This window comes from Clostridium gelidum (genome assembly GCF_019977655.1).
Taxonomy (GTDB): domain Bacteria; phylum Bacillota; class Clostridia; order Clostridiales; family Clostridiaceae; genus Clostridium; species Clostridium gelidum.
The window spans coordinates 5,018,328-5,039,728 of sequence record NZ_AP024849.1 but is presented as its reverse complement, the minus strand read 5'-3'; the positions used below and the strand labels follow the sequence as shown (position 1 = coordinate 5,039,728).

The 21,401-nt window shown below is 29.4% G+C and carries 20 protein-coding genes; 19 read left to right on the top strand and 1 reads right to left on the bottom strand.

The features are described from left to right. Positions 1-60: 60 nt before the first annotated feature. From psyc5s11_RS23250 to psyc5s11_RS23160, 19 genes are all read left to right on the top strand, one after another. A complete protein-coding gene (locus tag psyc5s11_RS23250) occupies positions 61-1,053 on the top strand; it encodes a flagellar hook-basal body complex protein (protein ID WP_224034841.1) in 993 nt (330 codons plus the stop codon). Between the two features lie 317 nt (positions 1,054-1,370). After that, complete coding sequence (locus tag psyc5s11_RS23245; RefSeq protein ID WP_224034840.1) at positions 1,371-1,562, top strand: flagellar FlbD family protein; 192 nt, start codon at positions 1,371-1,373, stop codon at positions 1,560-1,562. Positions 1,563-1,605: 43 nt separating this feature from the next. Further along, a complete protein-coding gene (locus tag psyc5s11_RS23240; RefSeq protein WP_224034839.1) occupies positions 1,606-2,091 on the top strand; it encodes a flagellar basal body-associated FliL family protein in 486 nt (161 codons plus the stop codon). 7 nt (positions 2,092-2,098) lie between these two features. Continuing rightward, positions 2,099-2,497, top strand: a complete 399-nt coding sequence (locus tag psyc5s11_RS23235; protein WP_224034838.1) for a flagellar biosynthetic protein FliO — start codon at positions 2,099-2,101, stop codon at positions 2,495-2,497. Further along, entirely contained in the window at positions 2,487-3,266 is a 780-nt protein-coding gene (fliP, locus tag psyc5s11_RS23230) for a flagellar type III secretion system pore protein FliP (protein WP_224034837.1), read from the top strand. Before psyc5s11_RS23235 ends, fliP begins: the two co-directional genes overlap by 11 nt. Positions 3,267-3,277: 11 nt before the next feature. Continuing rightward, on the top strand, positions 3,278-3,547 hold the full coding sequence (gene fliQ / locus psyc5s11_RS23225) for a flagellar biosynthesis protein FliQ (RefSeq protein WP_224034836.1): 270 nt from the start codon (positions 3,278-3,280) through the stop codon (positions 3,545-3,547). A 14-nt stretch (positions 3,548-3,561) separates the two neighbouring features. Then, a complete protein-coding gene (locus tag psyc5s11_RS23220; RefSeq protein ID WP_224034835.1) occupies positions 3,562-5,403 on the top strand; it encodes a fused FliR family export protein/FlhB family type III secretion system protein in 1,842 nt (613 codons plus the stop codon). A 210-nt stretch (positions 5,404-5,613) separates the two neighbouring features. After that, positions 5,614-7,680, top strand: coding sequence for a flagellar biosynthesis protein FlhA (flhA, locus tag psyc5s11_RS23215; protein ID WP_224034834.1), 2,067 nt, complete (start codon positions 5,614-5,616; stop codon positions 7,678-7,680). Beyond that, a complete protein-coding gene (gene flhF / locus psyc5s11_RS23210; RefSeq protein ID WP_224034833.1) occupies positions 7,681-8,946 on the top strand; it encodes a flagellar biosynthesis protein FlhF in 1,266 nt (421 codons plus the stop codon). It begins immediately after the preceding gene. Continuing rightward, positions 8,940-9,800, top strand: coding sequence for a MinD/ParA family protein (locus tag psyc5s11_RS23205; RefSeq protein ID WP_224034832.1), 861 nt, complete (start codon positions 8,940-8,942; stop codon positions 9,798-9,800). The genes flhF and psyc5s11_RS23205 overlap by 7 nt, the downstream gene beginning before the upstream one ends. Positions 9,801-9,812: 12 nt before the next feature. After that, positions 9,813-10,454 (top strand): flagellar brake protein, encoded by a 642-nt coding sequence (locus psyc5s11_RS23200; protein ID WP_224034831.1) that lies wholly within the window; start codon positions 9,813-9,815, stop codon positions 10,452-10,454. A gap of 59 nt (positions 10,455-10,513) precedes the next feature. Next, positions 10,514-11,242, top strand: coding sequence for a FliA/WhiG family RNA polymerase sigma factor (locus psyc5s11_RS23195; RefSeq protein ID WP_224034830.1), 729 nt, complete (start codon positions 10,514-10,516; stop codon positions 11,240-11,242). Between the two features lie 65 nt (positions 11,243-11,307). After that, positions 11,308-11,913 carry a hypothetical protein gene (locus psyc5s11_RS23190; RefSeq protein WP_224034829.1) on the top strand — a complete coding sequence of 202 codons (606 nt, stop codon included), beginning with the start codon at positions 11,308-11,310 and terminating at the stop codon, positions 11,911-11,913. A gap of 20 nt (positions 11,914-11,933) precedes the next feature. Continuing rightward, the gene (locus tag psyc5s11_RS23185; RefSeq protein ID WP_224034828.1) at positions 11,934-12,107 is read left to right on the top strand and encodes a hypothetical protein; all 174 of its coding nucleotides are present in this window, start codon (positions 11,934-11,936) and stop codon (positions 12,105-12,107) included. Between the two features lies 1 nt (position 12,108). Continuing rightward, the gene (locus psyc5s11_RS23180) at positions 12,109-12,885 is read left to right on the top strand and encodes a flagellar hook-basal body complex protein (protein WP_224034827.1); all 777 of its coding nucleotides are present in this window, start codon (positions 12,109-12,111) and stop codon (positions 12,883-12,885) included. 16 nt (positions 12,886-12,901) lie between these two features. Next, a complete protein-coding gene (locus psyc5s11_RS23175; RefSeq protein ID WP_224034826.1) occupies positions 12,902-13,669 on the top strand; it encodes a flagellar hook-basal body complex protein in 768 nt (255 codons plus the stop codon). Between the two features lie 239 nt (positions 13,670-13,908). Beyond that, positions 13,909-15,555: a putative manganese-dependent inorganic diphosphatase gene (locus psyc5s11_RS23170; RefSeq protein ID WP_224034825.1), complete on the top strand. Its 1,647-nt coding sequence runs from the start codon at positions 13,909-13,911 to the stop codon at positions 15,553-15,555. A gap of 633 nt (positions 15,556-16,188) precedes the next feature. Beyond that, positions 16,189-17,049, top strand: coding sequence for an IS1/IS1595 family N-terminal zinc-binding domain-containing protein (locus psyc5s11_RS23165; RefSeq protein WP_224034824.1), 861 nt, complete (start codon positions 16,189-16,191; stop codon positions 17,047-17,049). A 779-nt stretch (positions 17,050-17,828) separates the two neighbouring features. Further along, positions 17,829-20,429, top strand: coding sequence for a calcium-translocating P-type ATPase, SERCA-type (locus psyc5s11_RS23160; protein ID WP_224034823.1), 2,601 nt, complete (start codon positions 17,829-17,831; stop codon positions 20,427-20,429). A gap of 152 nt (positions 20,430-20,581) precedes the next feature. Here psyc5s11_RS23160 and psyc5s11_RS23155 read toward each other — a convergent pair whose 3' ends face one another. Beyond that, positions 20,582-21,010 carry a hypothetical protein gene (locus tag psyc5s11_RS23155; RefSeq protein ID WP_224034822.1) on the bottom strand — a complete coding sequence of 143 codons (429 nt, stop codon included), beginning with the start codon at positions 21,008-21,010 and terminating at the stop codon, positions 20,582-20,584. Positions 21,011-21,401 lie beyond the last annotated feature (391 nt).

Here is a 21,401-nt window from a genome sequence, read left to right as displayed (position 1 = left end):
GGCCTCAACTTGTTGAACGATAGAAGCAAGTTAAAAAATATGATTTAGGAGGAGTATATTATGGCATTAAGATCTATGTATACAGGAATAAGTGGAATGAAAGCTAATCAAACTAAATTAGATGTTGTAGCTAACAATATAGCCAATGAAAGCACAACGGCATTCAAGGCTTCAAGGACGGCATTTAGTGATATGTTATATCAAAATTCCGGAGAAGCAACTTCACCTACGTCCAATAAAGGTGGTACAAATGCTAAACAAGTAGGTCTTGGAGCAAGCGTATCAAGTATAAATAAAATGATGGGACAAGGAAATAAGTTAGCAACAGGAAGAAAGCTTGATGTTTGTGTTGATGGTGAGGGATATTTAATTGTTTGTAATGGCCCTGTAAATGGAAAAATTGATTCAACTGGTAATAAAGTAGCTTCTGGAAGCCCAGCAATGTCATCAGTTTCATATACAAGAGATGGAAATTTAACTTTAGATAAGGACGGAAATTTATTAACAACTGATGGACAGAGAGTTATGGGGTATCAAATTACAAATGGACTCATAACATATAGTACTACAACACCAATAACACCTATTATAGTAACAGGAGCTCCAGCTGATGGAGCAGTTGCAGTTGCAAATGCATTAGTACCATTAGTAATACCAGCTTCGATAGGTGCTGACAAAATTAAAGATTTCAATATAGGATCAGATGGGGTTATTACGGCTAATCTTAGTGGCGGAAGTAGAGTTGCAATAGGTCAAATAGCTATGGCAAGTTTTACAAATCCAGAAGGATTAACAGCTATTGGAGGTAATATGCTGTCGGAATCAACAAATTCAGGATCTGCTCTAGTAAAGTCACAACTTGGAGCAACTGGAACTGCGGATAATAGTAAAGCCTTTGGAAGTATTAATTCAGGAACACTTGAAGCGTCAAATGTAGATTTAACAGAACAATTTACAGAGCTGATTACAGCAACTAGAAGTTTTCAAGCTTCATCTAAGCTTATATCAAATGGAGATGAAATTCTTCAAACAATTACTGGATTAATTAGATAGTTTGAAGTTTACAATAGTATGATATAATAATGAGCAAGTTGAGCCTATCATATATAAGCTCAACTTGCCAATATTTAAATTAAAATGAATAATGCAGAATACATATAAGAGAATTAACAGTTAATAGTTGATAATGGATAATGAAGGAACAAGCTCAAAGAGAAAGTTCAAGAGATCAAATATAAAATTTGAATTTTCACTTTTCCCTAAGGCGATTTGAAACAATCATTTTCAATTGTCCATTTTAAATTGTCAATTGAAAAGTGTGTATTGTGAATTGTACATTGATTAATTTAAAAGAATAAGGGGTGAAATTTATGATAGACGTAACAGGAATGAACCACGAAAAATTCATACTAAATGCTGATCATATTGAAAAAATAGAAGAGGTCCCTGAAACAATAATAACATTAATAAATGGGAAAAAATATATAGTCCTTGAAAGTGTAGATGAAGTAAGAAGTGCAGTTATAAAGTACAAGAATAAGATATTTACATACAAAATATAAGAATTAACATTTTAATTGTTGGAAATAGTAAGGAGTGATACTAATGGCTTTTGGAAAAGGAAAAGACAAAGAACAAGGTGAAAAAACTGGTAAAAGCGGCAAAGGGGTTATGATAATTTTATTCATTTTAGGGTTGTTGGTTTTAGGAGCAGCAACTTTCGGGGGAGTATATTTATATATGAAAACTAGTAAAACAATAGATGCCAAAGAAGTCGTTATAGAAAACACATATATGGACTTAAAAGAATTTACAGTTAATTTAGCTGATGAAGGTGGAAAAAGATATTTTAAAGGGGAATTATCGTTAGGTTATGATATAACAAAAGATAAATTAAAGACAGAATTAACTGCTAATGAAGTAGTTGTAAGAGATGATATAATATTTTATTTTAAAAGTCAAAAAGCTGATTATATAAATAATGTAGAAAATAAAGAAGCTATGAAAAAACAACTAATCGAGGCTATTAATAAGGACTTAACAAAAGGCAAGATTACAGATATTAGATTTAAAAGTATGATAATTCAGTAGGTGAAAAATGAATTTTGAATTTTTAGGAATGCTTGTTAAACTTATTTTAGCATTGGGAGTAACACTCGGATTAATGTTTTTAAGTTTTAAATTAATGGGTACAAAGCTGAATGCAATTAATAATAACAAGTATGTAAAAGTTATTGAAAGAGTACAAGTAACAAAAGAAAATACTATATTAATAGTTAAAATTGGGAAAAAGGGATTTGTAATGACTAGTACTGCAGGACAAATGGAAAAATTATCAGAACTATCGGAAGAGGAAATTAATGTTATTGAGGAAGATAAGAAAAAAGTAGCTAAAGAGATGACGGAAAGCTACACTAAATTAATGTTAAATTCAAAAGAATTCTTTTCTAAAATAGTAAAGAATATAAGATCGAAGGAAGAGAAACATGAAAAATAATAAAAACAGAATAATATTGACCCTCATGATGGCTCTTGGACTTATGATGTTTTGTAGTATAAATGCATATGCAGCTCCGAGTAGTACACAACTGCCACAACTTAATTTATCACTTGGAGATAAAAGTGGTACACCACAAGATTATGTATCAAGTATTAAAATATTAATATTTTTTACTATTATATCATTGTTACCATCTATAGTAATAATGATGACATCTTTCACTAGAATTATAGTGGTTTTTTCATTTCTTAAAAGTGCAATGGGAGTACAACAGGCTGTTCCAAATCAGATTTTAACAGGTCTTGCTATATTCTTAACATTATTTATTATGGCGCCTGTTTATAATCAAATAAATACGAATGGAATTCAGCCATATTTAGAAAATAAAATAACTCAAGAACAAGCAATTGAAGAATCCTCAAAGCCGTTAAAAGAATTTATGTTAAATCAAACAAGAAAAAAGGATTTAGAATTATTTGTTGAAATTAGTGGAGCTGATAAAGCAAATTTAACAAAAGAAAATGTTTCGTTTATTACATTAATTCCTGCTTTTGCAATAAGTGAATTAAAAACGGCATTTCAAATTGGATTTTTAATATATTTACCATTTCTTGTAATAGATATGGTAATATCAAGTATTTTAATGGCAATGGGTATGTTTATGTTACCACCTACAATGGTATCTCTTCCATTTAAATTAATAATATTTGTAATGGTTGATGGATGGTATTTATTAACAGAGTCCTTAATAAAGAGTTTTATGTGAGGTGAGATGTTATGACACAAACAATGCTTAATGCTGTAGTTAAAGATACAATAATGACAGCGGCAAAAGTATCAGCACCTATATTAATATCAGTTCTTGTATTAGGATTAATTATAAGTATATTTCAAGCCACTACTCAAATACAAGAACAAACATTAACTTTTGTACCTAAATTAATAGCAACAGCTGTTGTTGGAATATTTTTAGGTAGTTGGATGCTGCAAACAATTATGGCTTTTACAACTAGAATCTTTGATTTAATTTCAAAGATTACCACATAAGGAGGTAAGCCGCTGTGATAGACGTAGCCTACTTCCTTGCATTATTTTTGGTTTTTTTAAGAATGACTTCATATTTTATAGCTGTTGAAATATTTTTTCCATCTGGAACACCTCAAATTTTTAAAGGTGTATTTTCACTTATACTTTCATTTGGAATTATATCGGGTATAGATTATACTACAATAAATGCTATAAATAATGGTTATACTTTGGTGTTTTATGCAATAAGTGAAATAATGACTGGGTTAATACTAGGTTACATAACCAATTTAATTTTTCAAGCAGTAAAATTTGCAGGAGCATGGATGGATATTCATGCAGGGTTTTCAATGGTATCTGTACTTGATCCAACAAGTCATACTACATCAACTTTACTTGGAAACCTTTCTTATTTTATTTCAGTAGCATTTTTTTTCATAATAGATGGACATCATGTACTTATAAAAATGTTAATTGAAAGTACAAATATAGTACCTATTGGAAAAACCATAGTTTATCAAGAAACTTTAATGGGTGTTATGCAAACTATTTTTAGGTGCTTTACATTAGGGGTAAAAATAGCGATACCTTTAGTACTTATAATTGTTATAACAGATATATGTTTGGGATTGATTTCAAGAACAGTACCAACAATCCCAATTATGATTTTTGGTATGCCTATTAAAAATATGCTTGGTCTTGTAACATTTATTATATTATTACCGTTAATGCTTAAATTAATAGGTGCAACTATATTTAATTTGCCGAATATTTTCCGGGAAATAGTTAAGTTACTACCAGCAGTTCCATTAGCATTGATTTTTGCGAGTGATGACAAAACAGAAGAAGCAACTCCAAAGAAAAAATCAGAGTCTAGAAATAAAGGACAATTAGCTAGAAGTAAGGATGTTTCAGTAGCAATTACAATGGTGGTTTGCACAATGCTTATATCTTCTTTATGGGGAATGTTAACTAATGGATTTAAAGATGTAATCATTTATTTTTTTAAATTTCCTATGCTAGAAAGTTTAAATCAAGGAACACTTTTTAATATAGTGATTACTGTTGTATTAAAAATAGCAGCACTACTTTTACCTTTTGCATTACCTATAATGATTGGTGGAATTGTTGCAAGTTTACTTCAAACAGGTTTTTTATTTACAGGAGAACCTTTGAAACCTTCTTTTGGAAAGTTAAATCCAATATCAGGACTGAAAAATATGTTTTCTAAAAGAAGTTTAGTAGACTTAGGAAAGAACATAATAGTAATAACTATCGTGTCAACTTTAGCATATAAATATATATTAGCAAATTATCAGAATATATTGGGTATTTCAAACTTATATTTACCGACCTTAGGAAATGAGGTTAAAAATTTAGTCGTTGGCATTTTTAAGCAAATAACCATAGTTCTTGTTATTATTGCAGCTACTGATTATTTTCTTCAAGTTAGAATGCATAATAAAGAAATGAAGATGACAAAACAAGAAATTAAGGATGAATACAAACAATCAGAAGGAGACCCACAATTAAAAGGGAAAATTAAGCAAAAGCAAAGAGAAATGGGGATGAAGAGAATGATGTCATCTGTAGCAGATGCTACAGTTGTAATAACTAATCCTACTCACTTAGCTATTGTTTTAAAATATGAAGAAGGCGGAAATATGGATGCTCCAAAAGTTGTGGCTAAAGGAGCGGATTATATTGCAATTAAAATAAAGAGTGTAGCAAAGGAACATGATGTTCCTGTTATCGAAAATAAATCACTAGCAAGAATGATGTATGATAGGGTAGAAATAGATGAAGATATCCCACAAGATTTATATCAAGGTGTTGCAGAGATTTTAGCAGTGGTGATGAAACTTAAAAAGAAATAATAAACTCAATTGAAAATACTAATTTACAAATGTGAATGTTGAATTTAATAAAAGTTCTCATGGGACTTAAAAGATGATATTATATAGATAACAAAGATAAAGTTTTGTATATGGAATTATGAAAGATACTTCACATATTAGTAAAATAAGATTTAAATTATATAAAGTTGATAATTAAAAGTGATAAGTGGAGAATGGGAGGTTTAAATTTTGGAATTTGGAAATAGAGGGCTAAAGATAAAAGACAATTTGGACGTAATAGTAGCAGTAGGCGTTATAGTCATAGTGCTTATGATAATAATACCATTGCCCAAACAAGTCATTGATGTGCTTTTAGCCTTAAATATAACAATTTCTATAGTAATAATTTTGATTACAATGTTTACAACTAGTGTATTACAACTTTCAGTATTTCCTACCTTGCTTTTGGTTACAACACTGTTTAGATTAGCACTTAACATATCGTCAACAAGATTAATACTTTCAGATGCAGATGCGGGAACTATTATTACAGCCTTTGGTAATTTTGTAATACGTGGAAACTATGTGGTTGGTATAGTTATATATTTAATTATAATGGTAGTACAATTTATGGTTATCACAAATGGTTCTGGAAGAATTTCAGAAGTAACAGCTAGATTTACACTTGATGCTATGCCAGGTAAACAAATGAGCATTGATGCAGATTTAAATTCAGGAATGATTGATGAAGCTCAAGCTAAAAAAAGGCGCCAAGACCTTCAATCAGAATCAGATTTTTATGGATCTATGGATGGTGCATCTAAATTTGTTAAGGGTGACGCTGTAGCAAGTATTATTACTACAGTTATAAATATAGTAGCTGGTATTATAATTGGTGTACTTCAAAAAAATATGACTGCATCTGTAGCAGCTCAAACTTATGTTATATTAACGGTTGGTGATGGTCTTGTAAGCCAAGTTCCAGCACTACTTATATCAACAGCATCTGGTATTTTAGTTACACGTTCAGGAAGTTCGGGTAATTTAGGAGATACTTTATCTAAACAATTAACAGCGTTTCCTGTTGCTACGGGAATTGCAAGTACTTTAATGCTAGCTTTGGGACTTATACCTGGTATGCCTAAATTTCCTTTCTTTTTAGCTTCAGCAGCAACAGGAGGATTAACGTATATGCTTTATAAAGAAGCAGCAGTTAAAGAAGCAAGTGAAATTATATCTGAAGAAGAAGAAATAATTCAATCAGAACGTAAAGAACCAGAGAATGTTATGAATTTAATTTCCGTAGAATCAATGGAAGTTGAAATCGGATATGGTCTTATACCACTTGCTGATGAGGCATCAGGAGGAGATTTACTTCAAAGAATTGCATCTGTTAGAAGGCAGTGTGCTATAGAAATGGGAATTGTAGTTCAGCCTATAAGAATTAGAGATAATCTTCAACTTAAGACTAATGAATACATAATAAAGATTAGAGGAACAATGGTTGTTTCATCAGAGTTAATGCCAAGTATGCTACTTTGCATGGACCCAACTGGGGAAAATTCAGATATGCCAGGTATAAAGACAATCGAACCAACATTTGGTCTTCCAGCAGTTTGGATAAATAAGGATCAAAGAGAAGAAGCAGAAATTAAAGGATTAACAGTAGTTGATCCAACAACAGTCATGGTTACTCATTTAACCGAAACTATAAAAAGCCATTCTTATGAATTACTTGGAAGACAAGAAGTTAAACTTATTGTTGAGAATGCAAAAGAAAAATACAGTGCAGTTGTTGATGAACTTATACCAGACTTGTTATCTATTGGTGAACTTCAAAAGGTATTACAAAATTTACTTAGAGAAAAGGTTCCAATTAAAGATATTGTTACTATAATGGAATCTTTAGCTGATAATTGCAAAAACACTAGGGATTTAGAGATATTAACTGAATATGTTAGATTTTCATTATCTAGAACTATTTGTAACCAAGTAGTTAATGAAGAAAAGACAATATCAGTAGTGACTTTAGATCCTAATATAGAGGAAACAATAGCTAATAATACACAAAAATCTGTTCAAGGTTCTTTTCCAACAGTAGATCCAGATACAACTACAAAAATACTTACAAGTATAAAGAATACTGTGGAATCAGTTTATTTTTATAATAATCAACCAATTATATTGGTTTCTCCAAATATAAGACCTGTATTTAGAAAATTAATAGAAATGGTATTTCCTCATATTATGGTAATTTCTTTAAATGAAGTGCCAAATGATGTTCAAATTAATAGTGAAGGAGTCGTAAGAATATAGATGGTTATTAAAAAATATCTTGTAAAAAACATGAATGAAGGTTTGACTCGCATTAGATATGAACTGGGAAAAGATGCTATTATTATAAGTCAAAGAAAGGTTAGAAAGCCAGGATTAAAAGGATTATTTTCTAAAAAAGTAATTGAGGTTACAGCAGCGGTTGAAAATTCACCAAATCAAGAAAAAAATAATTTTAATGAAGATAAAAGTCATTATGATAGAGATGAGGAATTTAAAAATTCTTTGGAAAGTATTAAAAAAATGATGCAAGGTGAAATGTCAGTTTCAAGTGAAACTGTAAAAGTTAAAGAAATTGAAAAACCTGAAACATTAACTAGTAAAATATTTGAACATAATTCAAATAGAGAAAAAGAGGTTAATAAAGTTAATATTGAAGAAGAAGATAAAAAGGTAGAAGATTCTAATATAGAAGCTATACATAAAGAAGTTAGTGAGCTTAAAAATTTATTTAACAGAGTAATAGAGGGTACGTCATATCAAGAAAATTCAAATGATTATTTAAAAGAGAAATTAAAAAAATTAGAGATTGATGAAGAATTCCAAGCTGAAATTATGAAAATAGTAAAGGAAAATTGTAATGAAAGCAAAGATGAGACAGAAGTACTAAGGGATGTTTTTGAAAAAGATATTTTAGTATCTAGACAAGGTTTAAGTGGACGTGTTGTATTAGTAGGACCAACTGGAGTTGGGAAAACTACTACCATAGCAAAACTTGCAGGGAGACTTGCTCTTGTTGAAAAAAAGAAAGTGGGATTAATAACAGTAGATACATATAGAATTGGAGCTGTAGAGCAACTTAAAACTTATGCTGAAATAATGAATATTCCTTTTGAAGTAGTTATTACCATGAAAGAAATGGAAGAAGCTATTGAGAATATGAAGGACTGCGAGGTTGTACTCATAGATACTACAGGAAGAAGTAGTAAAAATGCAATGCAAATTTCAGAACTTAGAGCTTTTGTTCAAAAGGCACATCCTGATCATGTAAATATGGTAATAAGTGCAACTACAAAAAATAGTGATATAAAGAGTATATTAAAGGGTTATGCAGAACTTCAATATGATAATATTATTATTACAAAACTTGATGAAACTAGTGTTTATGGATCTTTGTATAATATAGCTAAGATTTCTAATAGGCCAGTTAATTTTATAACTATAGGACAAAATGTACCTGATGATATAAAGGTACCTACAAAGGAAGAGATAGCAAGCTTCATCCTAGGGGAGGAAATACTATGTTAGATCAAGCAGACGCGTTACGAAAATTGATAAATAATGAAGAAGAGCAACATAAGAAGATATCTACAAAAATCATAACAGTAACATCTGGAAAAGGTGGAGTTGGAAAAAGTAATTTTGTTGTTAATGTAGCTATAGTTCTCCAAAACAAAGGTAAAAAGGTTTTGATATTTGATGCTGATTTAGGCATGGGAAATGATGATGTCTTAATGGGTCTTTATCCTAAACATAATATATTTGATATTATATTTACTGATTTGGAAATAAAAGATATAATCATAGAAGGAACTAATGGCGTAAGCTTAATTCCAGCAGGATCTGCATTAAGTAAAGCCCAAGAGCTAGAAGAAAGCGATAAAAAAATATTTTTAGAAAAACTTGATACATTAGATGAGTATGATTACATATTAATGGATACAGGTGCGGGTGTTAATAAAGATATTTTATCGTTTATAGCAGCATCAGAAGAATTGATTATTATAACTACTCCAGAACCGACATCGTTAACAGATGGTTATAGTTTAATAAAAGCTATAGATCACTATAAACTTAAAACAAGCGCAAGAATAATTGTAAATAAAGCATTCACTAAAGAAGAAGGTCAAGAAACTTATAATAGATTTGATAGAGCAGTTAGTAAATTTTTGAAAATTAATATTGAATATTTGGGATGTATACTAGATGATAAAAAATTAGTACAAAGTGTAAGACAGCAAAAACCTTTTGTTGTCCTCTATCCTAATTGTGATGCAACTAGAGATGTAGAAAACATTGCTATGAAAATTATGGGTCAAGAAATTAATTCAGTAAATGGAGCAAAAGGATTATTTAGTAGATTATTTAATAGATTTTCATAGGAGGAATTTACGATGGAAGACTTTAACCTAAAAGTTAATGATAGAATAAATGTAATGATAGAAAGAAAAGCATATAAAACATTAATTATAGATGTGCAAGATGATTTCTTAAGGATAAATTTGCCGGTTAATGAAGGTGAATATCTAATGTTACATGTAAATGAGAAAATTGAGTTCAATTCTTATTTAGATGAAGGTAGATGTTATAAATTTTATTCTAAGGTAATTTCGAGGGGAAAAGAAGGGAATATAATATACTATAAGATATCAAAACCTTTCGATATAAAAAAAATACAACGAAGAAGTTTTTTTAGAGTGGATTTATTCGATATGATAGAGTATAAAATAATTACAAATATTGATAAAGAAGATGTTGATAGTGTACCTTATAAAGAGGGATTTATGGTGGATTTAAGCGGTGGTGGATTAAAGCTTAAAGTAAAAGATGATATAAAAAGAGATGATTTGATCTTAATTAGAATGGCAATAAAAGGTGCTGAAATTGAAGCGAAGTGTGATACTGTTAGAATTGAAAATACAGAAGATAAAGAAAAATTATGTGGTTTAAAATTTTTAAATATTACACCAGCTCAAACTGATACTATAATTCAGGGTCTTTTTGAAATAGTGAGAAAACAAAGATCAAAATTATAAATTATGGATTTAGGGTATAGAAGCTAGTAAATGAATGAAGTGATAGGGGGTAATATGGTATGCACGCAGAAAATGATGTAGATGGAAAAACGCAAATAATACAAGAATATATTCCATTAGTAAAGTATATTGCCTCTAGAGTGATGTTTGGGAAAAACAAATACATGGAGTATGAGGATTTAGTGAGTTATGGTTTAATTGGACTTATGGATGCATTAAATAAGTTTGATAGCACAAAGGGAATGAAATTTTCATCTTATGCATCTATAAGGATTAAAGGGTCAATGATAGATGAATTAAGAAAAAATAGACCAATATCTAAAGGTGCTATGGATAAATTAAATAGGTATAATAAAGCCATTGATGCTTTACAAATGAAGCTACTCCGAGAACCTACAACTGATGAAATAGCAAAGTATTTAGAGATTTCTTTAAGTGAAGTAGCAGAAATTGAAAATTATATAAATTATATTTCAATGGTATCCTTAGAAAATGTTATTTTTTCAGAGGATGAAGATGTAAACCTTATTGGTATTATAGAAGATAAAAATAGTCCGAGTCCTGATGCTTGTCTACAAGACAAAGAACAATTAGAGGTTTTAACCCATGCAATAACTTTACTTAAGGAAAAGGACAGAACTGTATTGAATCTTTACTATTATGAAGGTTTAACATTAAAAGAAATAGGTGTAGTACTAAGTGTGTCAGAGTCTAGAGTTTGCCAATTACATAGTAGGGCTATTAGTAATTTGAGAGAATGTATGAAAAAACTACATTACATAAATTAAATAAAAAAGTGCTAAATTAACTATTCATCAATTTTGCTTAGCAAAATTCTTATTCGAGGTGTTTTATGCCATTAATATTAATGATAATAGGTCTTATTTTGATAATTTATAATTATCGTGCTATAAAAAAAGAAAATGGAGTTGAAAGAGAAGAGGATATTTTAAATATATCATTTCAAAGTGTGTTACAAGATAATAAAGAAGAATTAAATGATTATAAAATGGAAATTGGACTTTTAAGAAGAGATATAGCTGAGAGTTTAACAGAATTGCAAGAGGAAATTATAGATATAAAAAATAATTTAAATAGGCTCAAGAATAATAAAAAAATGTACGAAAATAAAGAAGAGTTAGAAAATAAGGATTTTCTAACTGAAGATGATATAGATAGTAATATAAATGGGGAATATAATAAAGTTAATGAGCAAAAAGTAGAAGAAATTAATGAAATGCATGATAGTATAAATGAAATATCTGAAAATTTATTGGTTGACTCAGATATAATGGGCGAAATAATATCTGAAATTGATTTTTTACAGAAGGCAGATAGTAGTAAAACTCAAAATATTAAAAGGCTTTTAGAAGATGGGTTAACAGAAGAACAAATATGTCACGAATTATCTGTGAGTAAGGGGGAAATACTATTAGTAAAGGGTTTATTCAAAAGATAAAAGAAAGAGTATCTTTTTTCATGGATAAAAAGATTTTATTAGGAATCGGAATCGGATTAGTTTTAGGGGTTATATGTATGTTTGGATATAAATATACAATTAATATTTCTGATAGCCAAATAGAAGAAAAAGCTAGGGGTTTAGGAATGATTTACGAGAGTGAGAATAAGTCGATTTTCAAAGGAGAGGATTAAATTGATAAGAGGATTGTATACTTCTGTTTCAGGGTTAATAGCATTACAAAATGAGCAGGAAGTAATCACCAATAATATTGCAAATATAAATAATAATGGTTATAAAAAACGAGAACTTACAAAAAAAAGTTTTGAAGATGTTATGATATCCAATAGACAAAAGCTTTTAGGAGATGAATATGTAAAAAACAATATTGGTAGTTTAAATTTAGGTGTAAAAATTAATGATGTAGAGACGGTTTTCACACAGGGATCTTTTAAGGCTACAGATAGCAGTACAGATTTTGCTATTGATGGAAGAGGTTTTTTTGTGGCTCAAAATGGAAATCAAGAGGTATATACAAGAGATGGAAACTTTAAGATTAATCAACAAGGATATTTAATAACAAATGATGGATGTGAAGTTTTAGGAACAAATATTACAACTGGTACTAAAGAGCCAATATATATAGGTAATAATAAGTTTTCTTTGGATGGAGGAAATAATATTAATATAGAAGGTATTGGTGCAACACATACATTATTAACAGTTGATTTTAAAAATGAAGATTATAAATCATTAGAGCCACTTGGTGACAACTATATAACAAAAAACAATCCTATTTATAATTCTATAGTTAATGTAAGGCAAAATGTTCTTGAAACATCAAATGTGGATCCAGCAGCAGAAATGGTAAAGCTTATGGAAGTAAAAAGACAATTTGAAACAAATCAAAAGTTTGTTAAGATGCAGGATGAAACACTTCAAAAAGCTGCAAGTGAATTAGGACGCGTATAATAAGGGGGAATAAATTATGTTTAATATTTTTGCTACTGCTCAAAGTGGAATGAATGCATATCAAGAAAAAATAGACTTTCTTTCAAATGACTTAGTTAATAGTTCAACAACAGGATATAAAAGTACAGATGTAGGATTTAAAGATCTTTTAACAGAATCATTAGACAGAAACGGGACTCCACTTGTAAATAAAAAAGCTATAACGGGTACCGGAGTTAAATTAGGTACTAATTATGCAACAAATAAGCAAGGTAATATTTTAACAACAGGTGGAAAAACTGACTTAGCTATAGATGGAATAGGATATTTTGCTTTGCAGCAAGATGATGGAAATGTAGTATATACTAGGGATGGCAGTTTTAAGATTGATGCTAATGGAACATTAGTAGATTCAAATGGAAAAAAAGTATATATTCAATATGAAGATGGAGCTTCAGAAGGAAATCCAGCCTTAAAAAGTGAGAATATATCTATAGATCAAGAGGGTGGAATAACCATGAAGGTTGGAGACGAAATGACTAAGATTGGAAGTATTCCAATTTTTACAGCAATAGGAGACAAAGGATTTATTCCTTTAGGAAATAATTGTTTTACTCCAAGTTCAGATGCGCAAGTAACAGCAAGTGATAATTATACAGTAGTACAAGGTGCTTTAGAAGCATCAAATGTAGATACTGGTGAAGTTTTCTCTGATCTAATATTAACTCAAAGAGCTTTTCAACTTAGTTCAAAAGCAATAACAGCAGCAGATGATATGTGGAGCATGATAAATAGTATGAGATAAACTGCAATTTTGTGAAGCAAAATTAATTAATGATTAATAGTGAATGATGAATGATTAAAGGAGATTTTACACGCACGACCCCAGGGGTATTTGCGAGGCCACCTATTAAAAATCTCTTAAATTATTCATCATTCATTTTTAATCATTCATCACAAAGTCTTTACATTATTTCACTTTATAAGTAAAATAAATAATGTATGAATTATGTAAATGAAATGAAAACTAGGGGAGGAATTATTTTGGAAAATATAGTTTATGTAACTGGCCATAAAAATCCTGATTCAGATTCTATTTGTGCTGCATATGGTTATTCTGAATTTAAAAATAAGACTAGCAAGATTCCAACTATACCTGTAAGATTAGGTAATGTAAATGCAGAAACACAATTTATTTTGGATTACTTTGGAGTTAAAGCACCAAAATTATTGGAAACAGTTAAACTTAAAGTGGAGGATTTAGATATTGATACTATTGCATCAATATTACCAGAGCTTTCTTTAAAGATGGCATGGAATATTATTCGAGATAATCATATTAAATCTTTACCAGTAGTTGATAATAAGAACAGATTAGTAGGAATTCTTTCAATATCAAACTTAGCATCATCATATATGGATATATCAGATGAGAATATATTGGCTAAAAGTAAGACGTCAATAGAAAATATATTAGATACACTTTCAGCTAGAAGTATATATATAAATGAAGATTGTAAAATATTTAAAGGTAAAATTGCAGTTACAGCAATGAAACCAGACAGCTTAAAGGAACTTATCAATGAAGGGGATATTGCACTTGTAGGAGATAGACCTGATGCTCAAGAAGCTTTAATTGATTTAAAAACATCATTAATTATAATAACTGGTTCTCATACACTTGCAGAAAATTTACTTTCTAAAGCTAAAGAAAATGGAGTTACTGTAATAAGTACACCTTATCATTCTTTTGTAGCTTCAAGATTATTAACTCAAAGTATACCAGTAAGTTATGTTATGGCTACTGGTGATTTAATATCATTTTCAAAGGATGACTTAGTTGAAGACATTAAAGATGTTATGGCTGAAACTAGATATAATAGCTATCCTGTAACTGATGAGGATGGAAGGGTTGTTGGAACTGTTTCAAGATATCATCTTATTTCAAATCATAAGAAAAAGGTTATTCAAGTAGATCATAATGAAAGAGGTCAATCTGTTGATGGACTCGAAGAAGCTGAAGTTCTTGAAATAATAGATCACCATAGAGTTGCAGATATTCAAACAAGTAATCCAATATATTTTAGAAATGAGCCACTGGGGAGTTCTTCAACGATAGTTGGTAAATGTTACTTTGAACTTAACATGACACCATCTAAAGAAGTTGCAGGATTATTATGTGGAGCAATTATTTCAGATACTTTATTGTTTAAAAGCCCTACTTGTACCGAACAAGATAGGATTGTATGCAAAAAGTTAGCTGAAATAGCTGGAATCCAAAGCTTAGAAGAATTTGCAAAGGCAATGTTTAAAGCAGGGACTTCTTTAAAAGGAAAGAGTGTATCTCAAATTTTCAACCAAGACTTCAAGCCATTTAAAATGGGAGAAGCTAAGGTTGGTGTAGCTCAAGTTAATACTATGGATATTGATGGATTTATGCCATTAAAAGATGAAATGTTAAGTTTCATGAAGAGTGAAGCAGATAGTAAAGACTATGATGTAGTTATGCTACTATTAACAGATATATTAACAGAAGGTTCACAAGTGTTAGTTGCGGGTGAAAGACAGGACTATATTGAAAAGACATTTAATGTTGAATTAAAGGATTCGATGGCATTTTTACCTGGAGTATTATCGAGAAAGAAACAAGTAATACCACCACTTACAAATGTAATTAATTCAATGAAATAAAAACATTATTAACATAAATTGAAATAAGCTACATACTGAGCAAGTATGTAGCTTATTTATTTGATTAGGGATAAAATTTATTCTAACATAGTTGGATTATTTAGATTTTCTAGAATAAGTTTTAGTTGAAGCATATAGGGAATTATAGCTTCGGGAGATTTTGGGATAACATTTAAAAGTAGTATAAATAGATGGTTGGTAAATCAATTTTAAATATGAATGAATTATTAACCCAAGTTATTAATAAGAAAATAAGAAGAATAACATAGTCTGAGAAACAGATTTTCTTCTTTGTTTATAGGAAATTATATTGATAAAAGTTGCAAAACACTAGTACCGATAATCAGTAAGTAGCCTACCTATATTAATATTTATTTCCATAGTGGGTATTTAAAATAAATGTTGTTAATATGTTTAGAAATTGTATGATATGTAAAGGATTAAAAAGGAAGCATGTATATACATATTTTATATTCATATTGCAATTAACAAGATAAATTCATATACAGATTAAAATATATATTAAAGTATAAAGTAGATTTATATTAAAATACAAAGTAGATTTGTATCAAAAATGTTAATTGTTATCTGTAAATTAATGAAAATTAAGAATTAGAGGAAGAAGTGACCTTTTTGATACAAAAAAATGTAAATTCAAAGAAATTAAAAGAGAATATAAATAGTTTGTTGAAAAACTACATTTATAAAAATAGAAATATTGAGTGTTGCCCATCTTGTGGGGGGAAAAAATATATTAAACATGGATCATATAAGGGAATACAACGTTATAAATGTAAAGAGTGCAAAAAAACTTTTTCAAATACTACAAATTCACTATGGAGTTACTCAAAGAAGGATATAAATGTATGGATAAAATTTGTTGAACTAATGATACAAAAGAAATCCCTAAGGTTTTGTGCAAAAAAGTTAAAGATAAGTATAACAACAGCATTTTATTGGAGGCATAAAATTTTGCATGGATTAAAATTAGATAGTGTACCCAACAAATTAGAAGGAAATGTACATATTAATAAAACTATAGTAATAGAGAATTTTAAAGGATGCAGAAATATACTAACAACTAGAAGAAGTAATATTTGGATTGTAGCAGCAAAAGGAGATGAAGACTCAATGCTTGTGATGCCAACATTTAGGGATTGTTGGAATTGGAAAACCTTTGATGAAAAGATATATTCTAAAATTCAAAAAGAGTCATATATTGTTGCATACAATGATAGATATATTGGTGTAAAAGCAAAAGCACATAATAAAAAAATAGTTAAAGAAGTAAAAAAGGATGATAGGGTAGGATATATTATGGCAAACATAATGGAATGGTTTGCTCCTTTTAAAGGAATTGCGACTAAGTATTTGGAGGAATATCTTTCATTTTATATTCTATTTTATTTAGATAAAATTTTTAATTATATTGATATAATATCTTATTTGTCTTTGGGAAGCAGATTCATAAGAATAAAAGAAATAGGAGCATAGAATATTAAATAATATGCTTGTACATAAAAATCTAAAATCAGCCTTGTACATGAAGTAGTAAAAATCACTGCATATGGCGAGCTACGAACAGACTTGTACATAATAGATTAAAATTATTTTTGCATGCAATGAGTTAAGAGCAGACTTGTACATGATGGATTGAAGTTATTTTTGCATAGAATTAGCTAAGAGCAGATTTGCACATGAAAAACTAAAATCATTCTTGCACATGATGAGTTAAAAGCAGATTGGTTGTGAGAAACTAAAAATACATTTGTCATAAATATTTAAAAAGGCTTATACATAATGTGAATTATCTAAAATATTTGCTATCTGATATTACTAATCTTAACAACATTTTTTTAAAACACTCACTATGGAATTTAAATAGGTATATTAATGCAACTCAGCATAGCAGATTTTATTTTTATATGCAAACAGCTTACGGAACTGGCTGTGGATAACATTTATACTCGACTGTAGGGAGATTTTGTTCTAAAGAGCTTTTTTTATATGTGGAAATATTTTGGTTGTGCTGATGTACTTTTTTAAAATGGGATAAGATCTTGGTTGTGCTAGCGCACTTTTTTTAATGTGGAAAGATATTGGCTGTGCTGACGCATTTTTTTTATATGTGAAAAGATCTTAATTGTGCTGACGCACTTTTTTAAAATGTGAAAAGATCATGGTTGTGCTAAAGCACTTTTTTAAAAGGTGCATAACTTTTCCAAAGTAAAATATATATAGTATATGAAGAATCTTATATAGGAGGAGAAGTTGTGATACAGGAAAAGGAATTTACATGTGGTCTTAGCACTAAGGAAGTAGAAAAGAGAATTAATAACTTTGGACTTAATGAATTAACACATAATAATAAAGTATCGGCATTTAAAATATTCTTATCTCAATTTAATGATTTTATTGTTTGGGTTTTAATTGCTGCTACTATAATTTCAGGGGTCATTGGAGATAAAGCAGATGCTATTACTATACTTATAATAGTTATTATTAATGCAATACTAGGATTTGTTCAAGAATTTAGGACTGAAAAATCATTAGAAGCATTAAAGGAACTAGCAGCACCAACTTGTAAGGTTTTAAGAAATTCAAGTATAAAAATTATAAATTCAATTTATTTAACAATTGGAGATATTGTTATTTTAGAGGCTGGAGATAGGATACCTGCTGATGGCTTTTTTGTTGAAAGTTCAGGAATAGTTGTTGATGAATCTTTATTAACAGGGGAATCAGTTGGTGTAAATAAAGATGCTAAACAATATAAAATTAATGATTCACAATTAAAAGTAGCGAATGGACAAAGCGCATCAAAGAAAAACAATATAGGATTTATGGGGACAACTGTAGTAAAAGGAAAAGGGTTATTTAAAGTTGATAGTATAGGCATGAAAACTGAAATGGGTAAAATAGCAGATTTAATTCAAAATATTGAGGAAGAAAAGTCTCCTTTAAATAAAAGATTGGATTCATTAGGTAAAATTTTAGTTGTTATTTGCATTATAATATGTGCTATTGTGACTGGGATGGGGATAATAAGAGGAAATGATGTAACGGAGATGTTCTTACTTGGGGTTAGTCTTGCAGTTGCTGCAATTCCAGAAGGATTAGCTGCCATTGTTACAGTTTCATTAGCTCTTGGAGTATCTAGGATGCTTAAAAAAAATGCACTTGTAAGAAAGCTCCCCGCAGTAGAGACATTAGGCTGTACATCAATAATATGTTCTGATAAGACTGGAACGTTAACTCAAAATAAAATGACGGTGAAAGAAGTTTATATAAATGGTAGACTTCATGAACTTGAGAAAGAAAAAATAAGTGACTATACAAAGTTTATGAAATCTCTTGTTTATTGTAATGATTGTAATTATGATTTTACTAAGAATAAAATGAGTGAATCGCTTCATGGAGATCCAACAGAAACGGCATTAATAAATATGTTTTTTCAGGAAGTTAAAGACCTTGAAAGTTTCATAAAAAAGACTACTAGAATATTTGATATACCTTTTGACTCAAATAGAAAGATGATGTCAGTTATAGTAAAAGAAGGAGAAAAGGAAACTTGTTATGTAAAAGGCGCTCCAGAAAGAGTAATAGAAAGATGTGATTATATATTAGAAAATAATAAAATTAAGCCTTTCACATATCAAAAGAAAAAGCAAGTAGCTGATTTTATTACAGCCATGTCATCTAGGGCACTAAGATGTATAGCTGGGGCATATAAAGAAGAACATCTAACTCACGGAGATGAGTTAGAAGAAAACTTAATTTTCTTGGGAATAGCAGGAAGCATAGATCCTCCTAGAGAAGAAGCTAGAGATGCAGTTTTAAAATGTAAACTTGCAGGGATAAAGCCTGTTATGATAACAGGAGATCATCAAAATACTGCACTTGCAATAGCAAAAGCTTTAAACATATGTAATACTTCTGAGCAAGTTATGACAGGTGACGAAATTGAGCAAATAAGTGATTTAGAATTAGAAGGTAAGATAAAAAAAATAAGGGTATTTGCTAGGGTTTCACCTAGTCACAAATTAAGAATTGTAAGAGCATTTAAGAAAAAAGGAAACATTGTTGCTATGACAGGCGATGGTGTAAATGATGCACCAGCTATTAAAGAATCTGATATAGGCATTGCCATGGGTATTTCTGGGACAGATGTAACTAAAGAAGCATCATCTATGATTCTTATGGATGATAATTTTTCAACTATAGTTGCAGCGGTGGAAGAGGGAAGAATAATATATGATAATATAAGAAAATTTATAAGATATTTATTATCTTGCAACCTTGGAGAAGTATTAACAATGTTTTTAGCAACATTATTTTATTTACCTAATCCATTAAGTCCAATACAAATTTTACTTGTAAATTTAGCTACAGATGGACTTCCAGCAATAGCACTCGGAATTGATCCACCAGAACAAGATATAATGAGACAGCCACCAAGAGAAAAGAAAGAAAGCATATTTGCTAGAGGACTTGTGGAAAAGATAGTAATTAGAGGGGCATTAATAGGGTTGTGTACTTTATTATCATTTATGGTAGGTAGATATTATAAAATGAATTTGGAAACATGTAGGACTTTAGCATTATGCACATTAGTTATGTCTCAGCTTATACATGTATTTGAATGTAGATCAGAAAGACATTCAATTTTCCAAATAAACTTATTTACAAATCCATATTTAGTTGGAGCAGTTACAATATCAATAATACTATTATGTTCAGTATTATATGTACCATTTTTGCAAGGTGTATTCCATACTGTAGCCTTATCCGTTAATCAATGGCTTATTGTAATATTCTTTTCAGGGATAATAGCATTTATTAATAGTGTTTATTTGTTGATTAAGTCAAAATAATTAAGGATGAATGATGAAAAATGAATGATTAAGGAAAAAATCCCTTACAGGGATTTTGGAAATTTATTCTTAAGAAAATCTGTAATTTTCCTCCATAATTATTCATTATTAATTATTCATCATTCATCAAAAAAAGGGCGTCAGCCCTTTTTTTATCTTCTCATGTTTGGTGCTTGTTGACGTGATTTTTTTAGTTGACTGTGATCTATCGGAACTAAATCTTTTTTTGTTGTAAGATTTAATACATTCATAATTTGAACTTGTTGTGAATTTTCCTTCTTGTTATCTTTTTCTCCTGTAACACCCATAATAATAACTTTATTACCTTGTTTTACAGTAATGAATTCAGGTTTCTTAAACCATCTATTTTTTTTGTACCAACATTTAACAATTGTCTTGCCAGCTTCAGGCTTGATAACCATTTCAACCATTAATCTATTGAAGATAATGTAACTTTTTTCAATAACTTTTATAGACAAAACAGTTCCAGATATACTTGTAATTCTGTCCCTATATTTTTCCATATAAGCATTTTGAAAGTAGTTACCAAATTTACCACTTAATTTTTCTTTAAGACTCATAATAATTACTCCTTCACATATAAATATCGATAATAAGACTATTATATATAATAATACTTTATTATTATATCATATGTAATGTTGCAATGGTAATGTTTTTAAAGATATTAGATAAGGCACAATCAAAAAAATAACAAATCCATCTGACAGCATATTTTCCATCATAAATGAAGCTCGACTCGCTGCGCTCACTGAGTAAGCGATTCACACAAAATCGTAGATTTTGGTTCTCTGCTCATCGGCAAAATGCCAGAATAGACGAGCTATGATGGCACTTCGTCTCCTTGTCTGATGAAAAATATTCATGCCAGCTTTGGAATTGTTATTTTATTTTATGTGCCTAATATGAAAAAACTTAATTTTGAAATCTAAAATTCGTTTATTATTGCTA

What these genes read in the sequence shown, in the direction of transcription:
- psyc5s11_RS23250 (WP_224034841.1), top strand. Translation starts at nt 61, where the DNA reads ATGGCATTAAGATCTATGTATACAGGAATAAGTGGAATGAAAGCTAAT.
- psyc5s11_RS23245 (WP_224034840.1), top strand. Translation starts at nt 1,371, where the DNA reads ATGATAGACGTAACAGGAATGAACCACGAAAAATTCATACTAAATGCT.
- psyc5s11_RS23240 (WP_224034839.1), top strand. Translation starts at nt 1,606, where the DNA reads ATGGCTTTTGGAAAAGGAAAAGACAAAGAACAAGGTGAAAAAACTGGT.
- psyc5s11_RS23235 (WP_224034838.1), top strand. Translation starts at nt 2,099, where the DNA reads ATGAATTTTGAATTTTTAGGAATGCTTGTTAAACTTATTTTAGCATTG.
- fliP (WP_224034837.1), top strand. Translation starts at nt 2,487, where the DNA reads ATGAAAAATAATAAAAACAGAATAATATTGACCCTCATGATGGCTCTT.
- fliQ (WP_224034836.1), top strand. Translation starts at nt 3,278, where the DNA reads ATGACACAAACAATGCTTAATGCTGTAGTTAAAGATACAATAATGACA.
- flhF (WP_224034833.1), top strand. Translation starts at nt 7,681, where the DNA reads ATGGTTATTAAAAAATATCTTGTAAAAAACATGAATGAAGGTTTGACT.
- psyc5s11_RS23205 (WP_224034832.1), top strand. Translation starts at nt 8,940, where the DNA reads ATGTTAGATCAAGCAGACGCGTTACGAAAATTGATAAATAATGAAGAA.
- psyc5s11_RS23200 (WP_224034831.1), top strand. Translation starts at nt 9,813, where the DNA reads ATGGAAGACTTTAACCTAAAAGTTAATGATAGAATAAATGTAATGATA.
- psyc5s11_RS23195 (WP_224034830.1), top strand. Translation starts at nt 10,514, where the DNA reads ATGCACGCAGAAAATGATGTAGATGGAAAAACGCAAATAATACAAGAA.
- psyc5s11_RS23190 (WP_224034829.1), top strand. Translation starts at nt 11,308, where the DNA reads ATGCCATTAATATTAATGATAATAGGTCTTATTTTGATAATTTATAAT.
- psyc5s11_RS23185 (WP_224034828.1), top strand. Translation starts at nt 11,934, where the DNA reads ATGGATAAAAAGATTTTATTAGGAATCGGAATCGGATTAGTTTTAGGG.
- psyc5s11_RS23175 (WP_224034826.1), top strand. Translation starts at nt 12,902, where the DNA reads ATGTTTAATATTTTTGCTACTGCTCAAAGTGGAATGAATGCATATCAA.
- psyc5s11_RS23155 (WP_224034822.1), bottom strand. Translation starts at nt 21,010, where the DNA reads ATGAGTCTTAAAGAAAAATTAAGTGGTAAATTTGGTAACTACTTTCAA.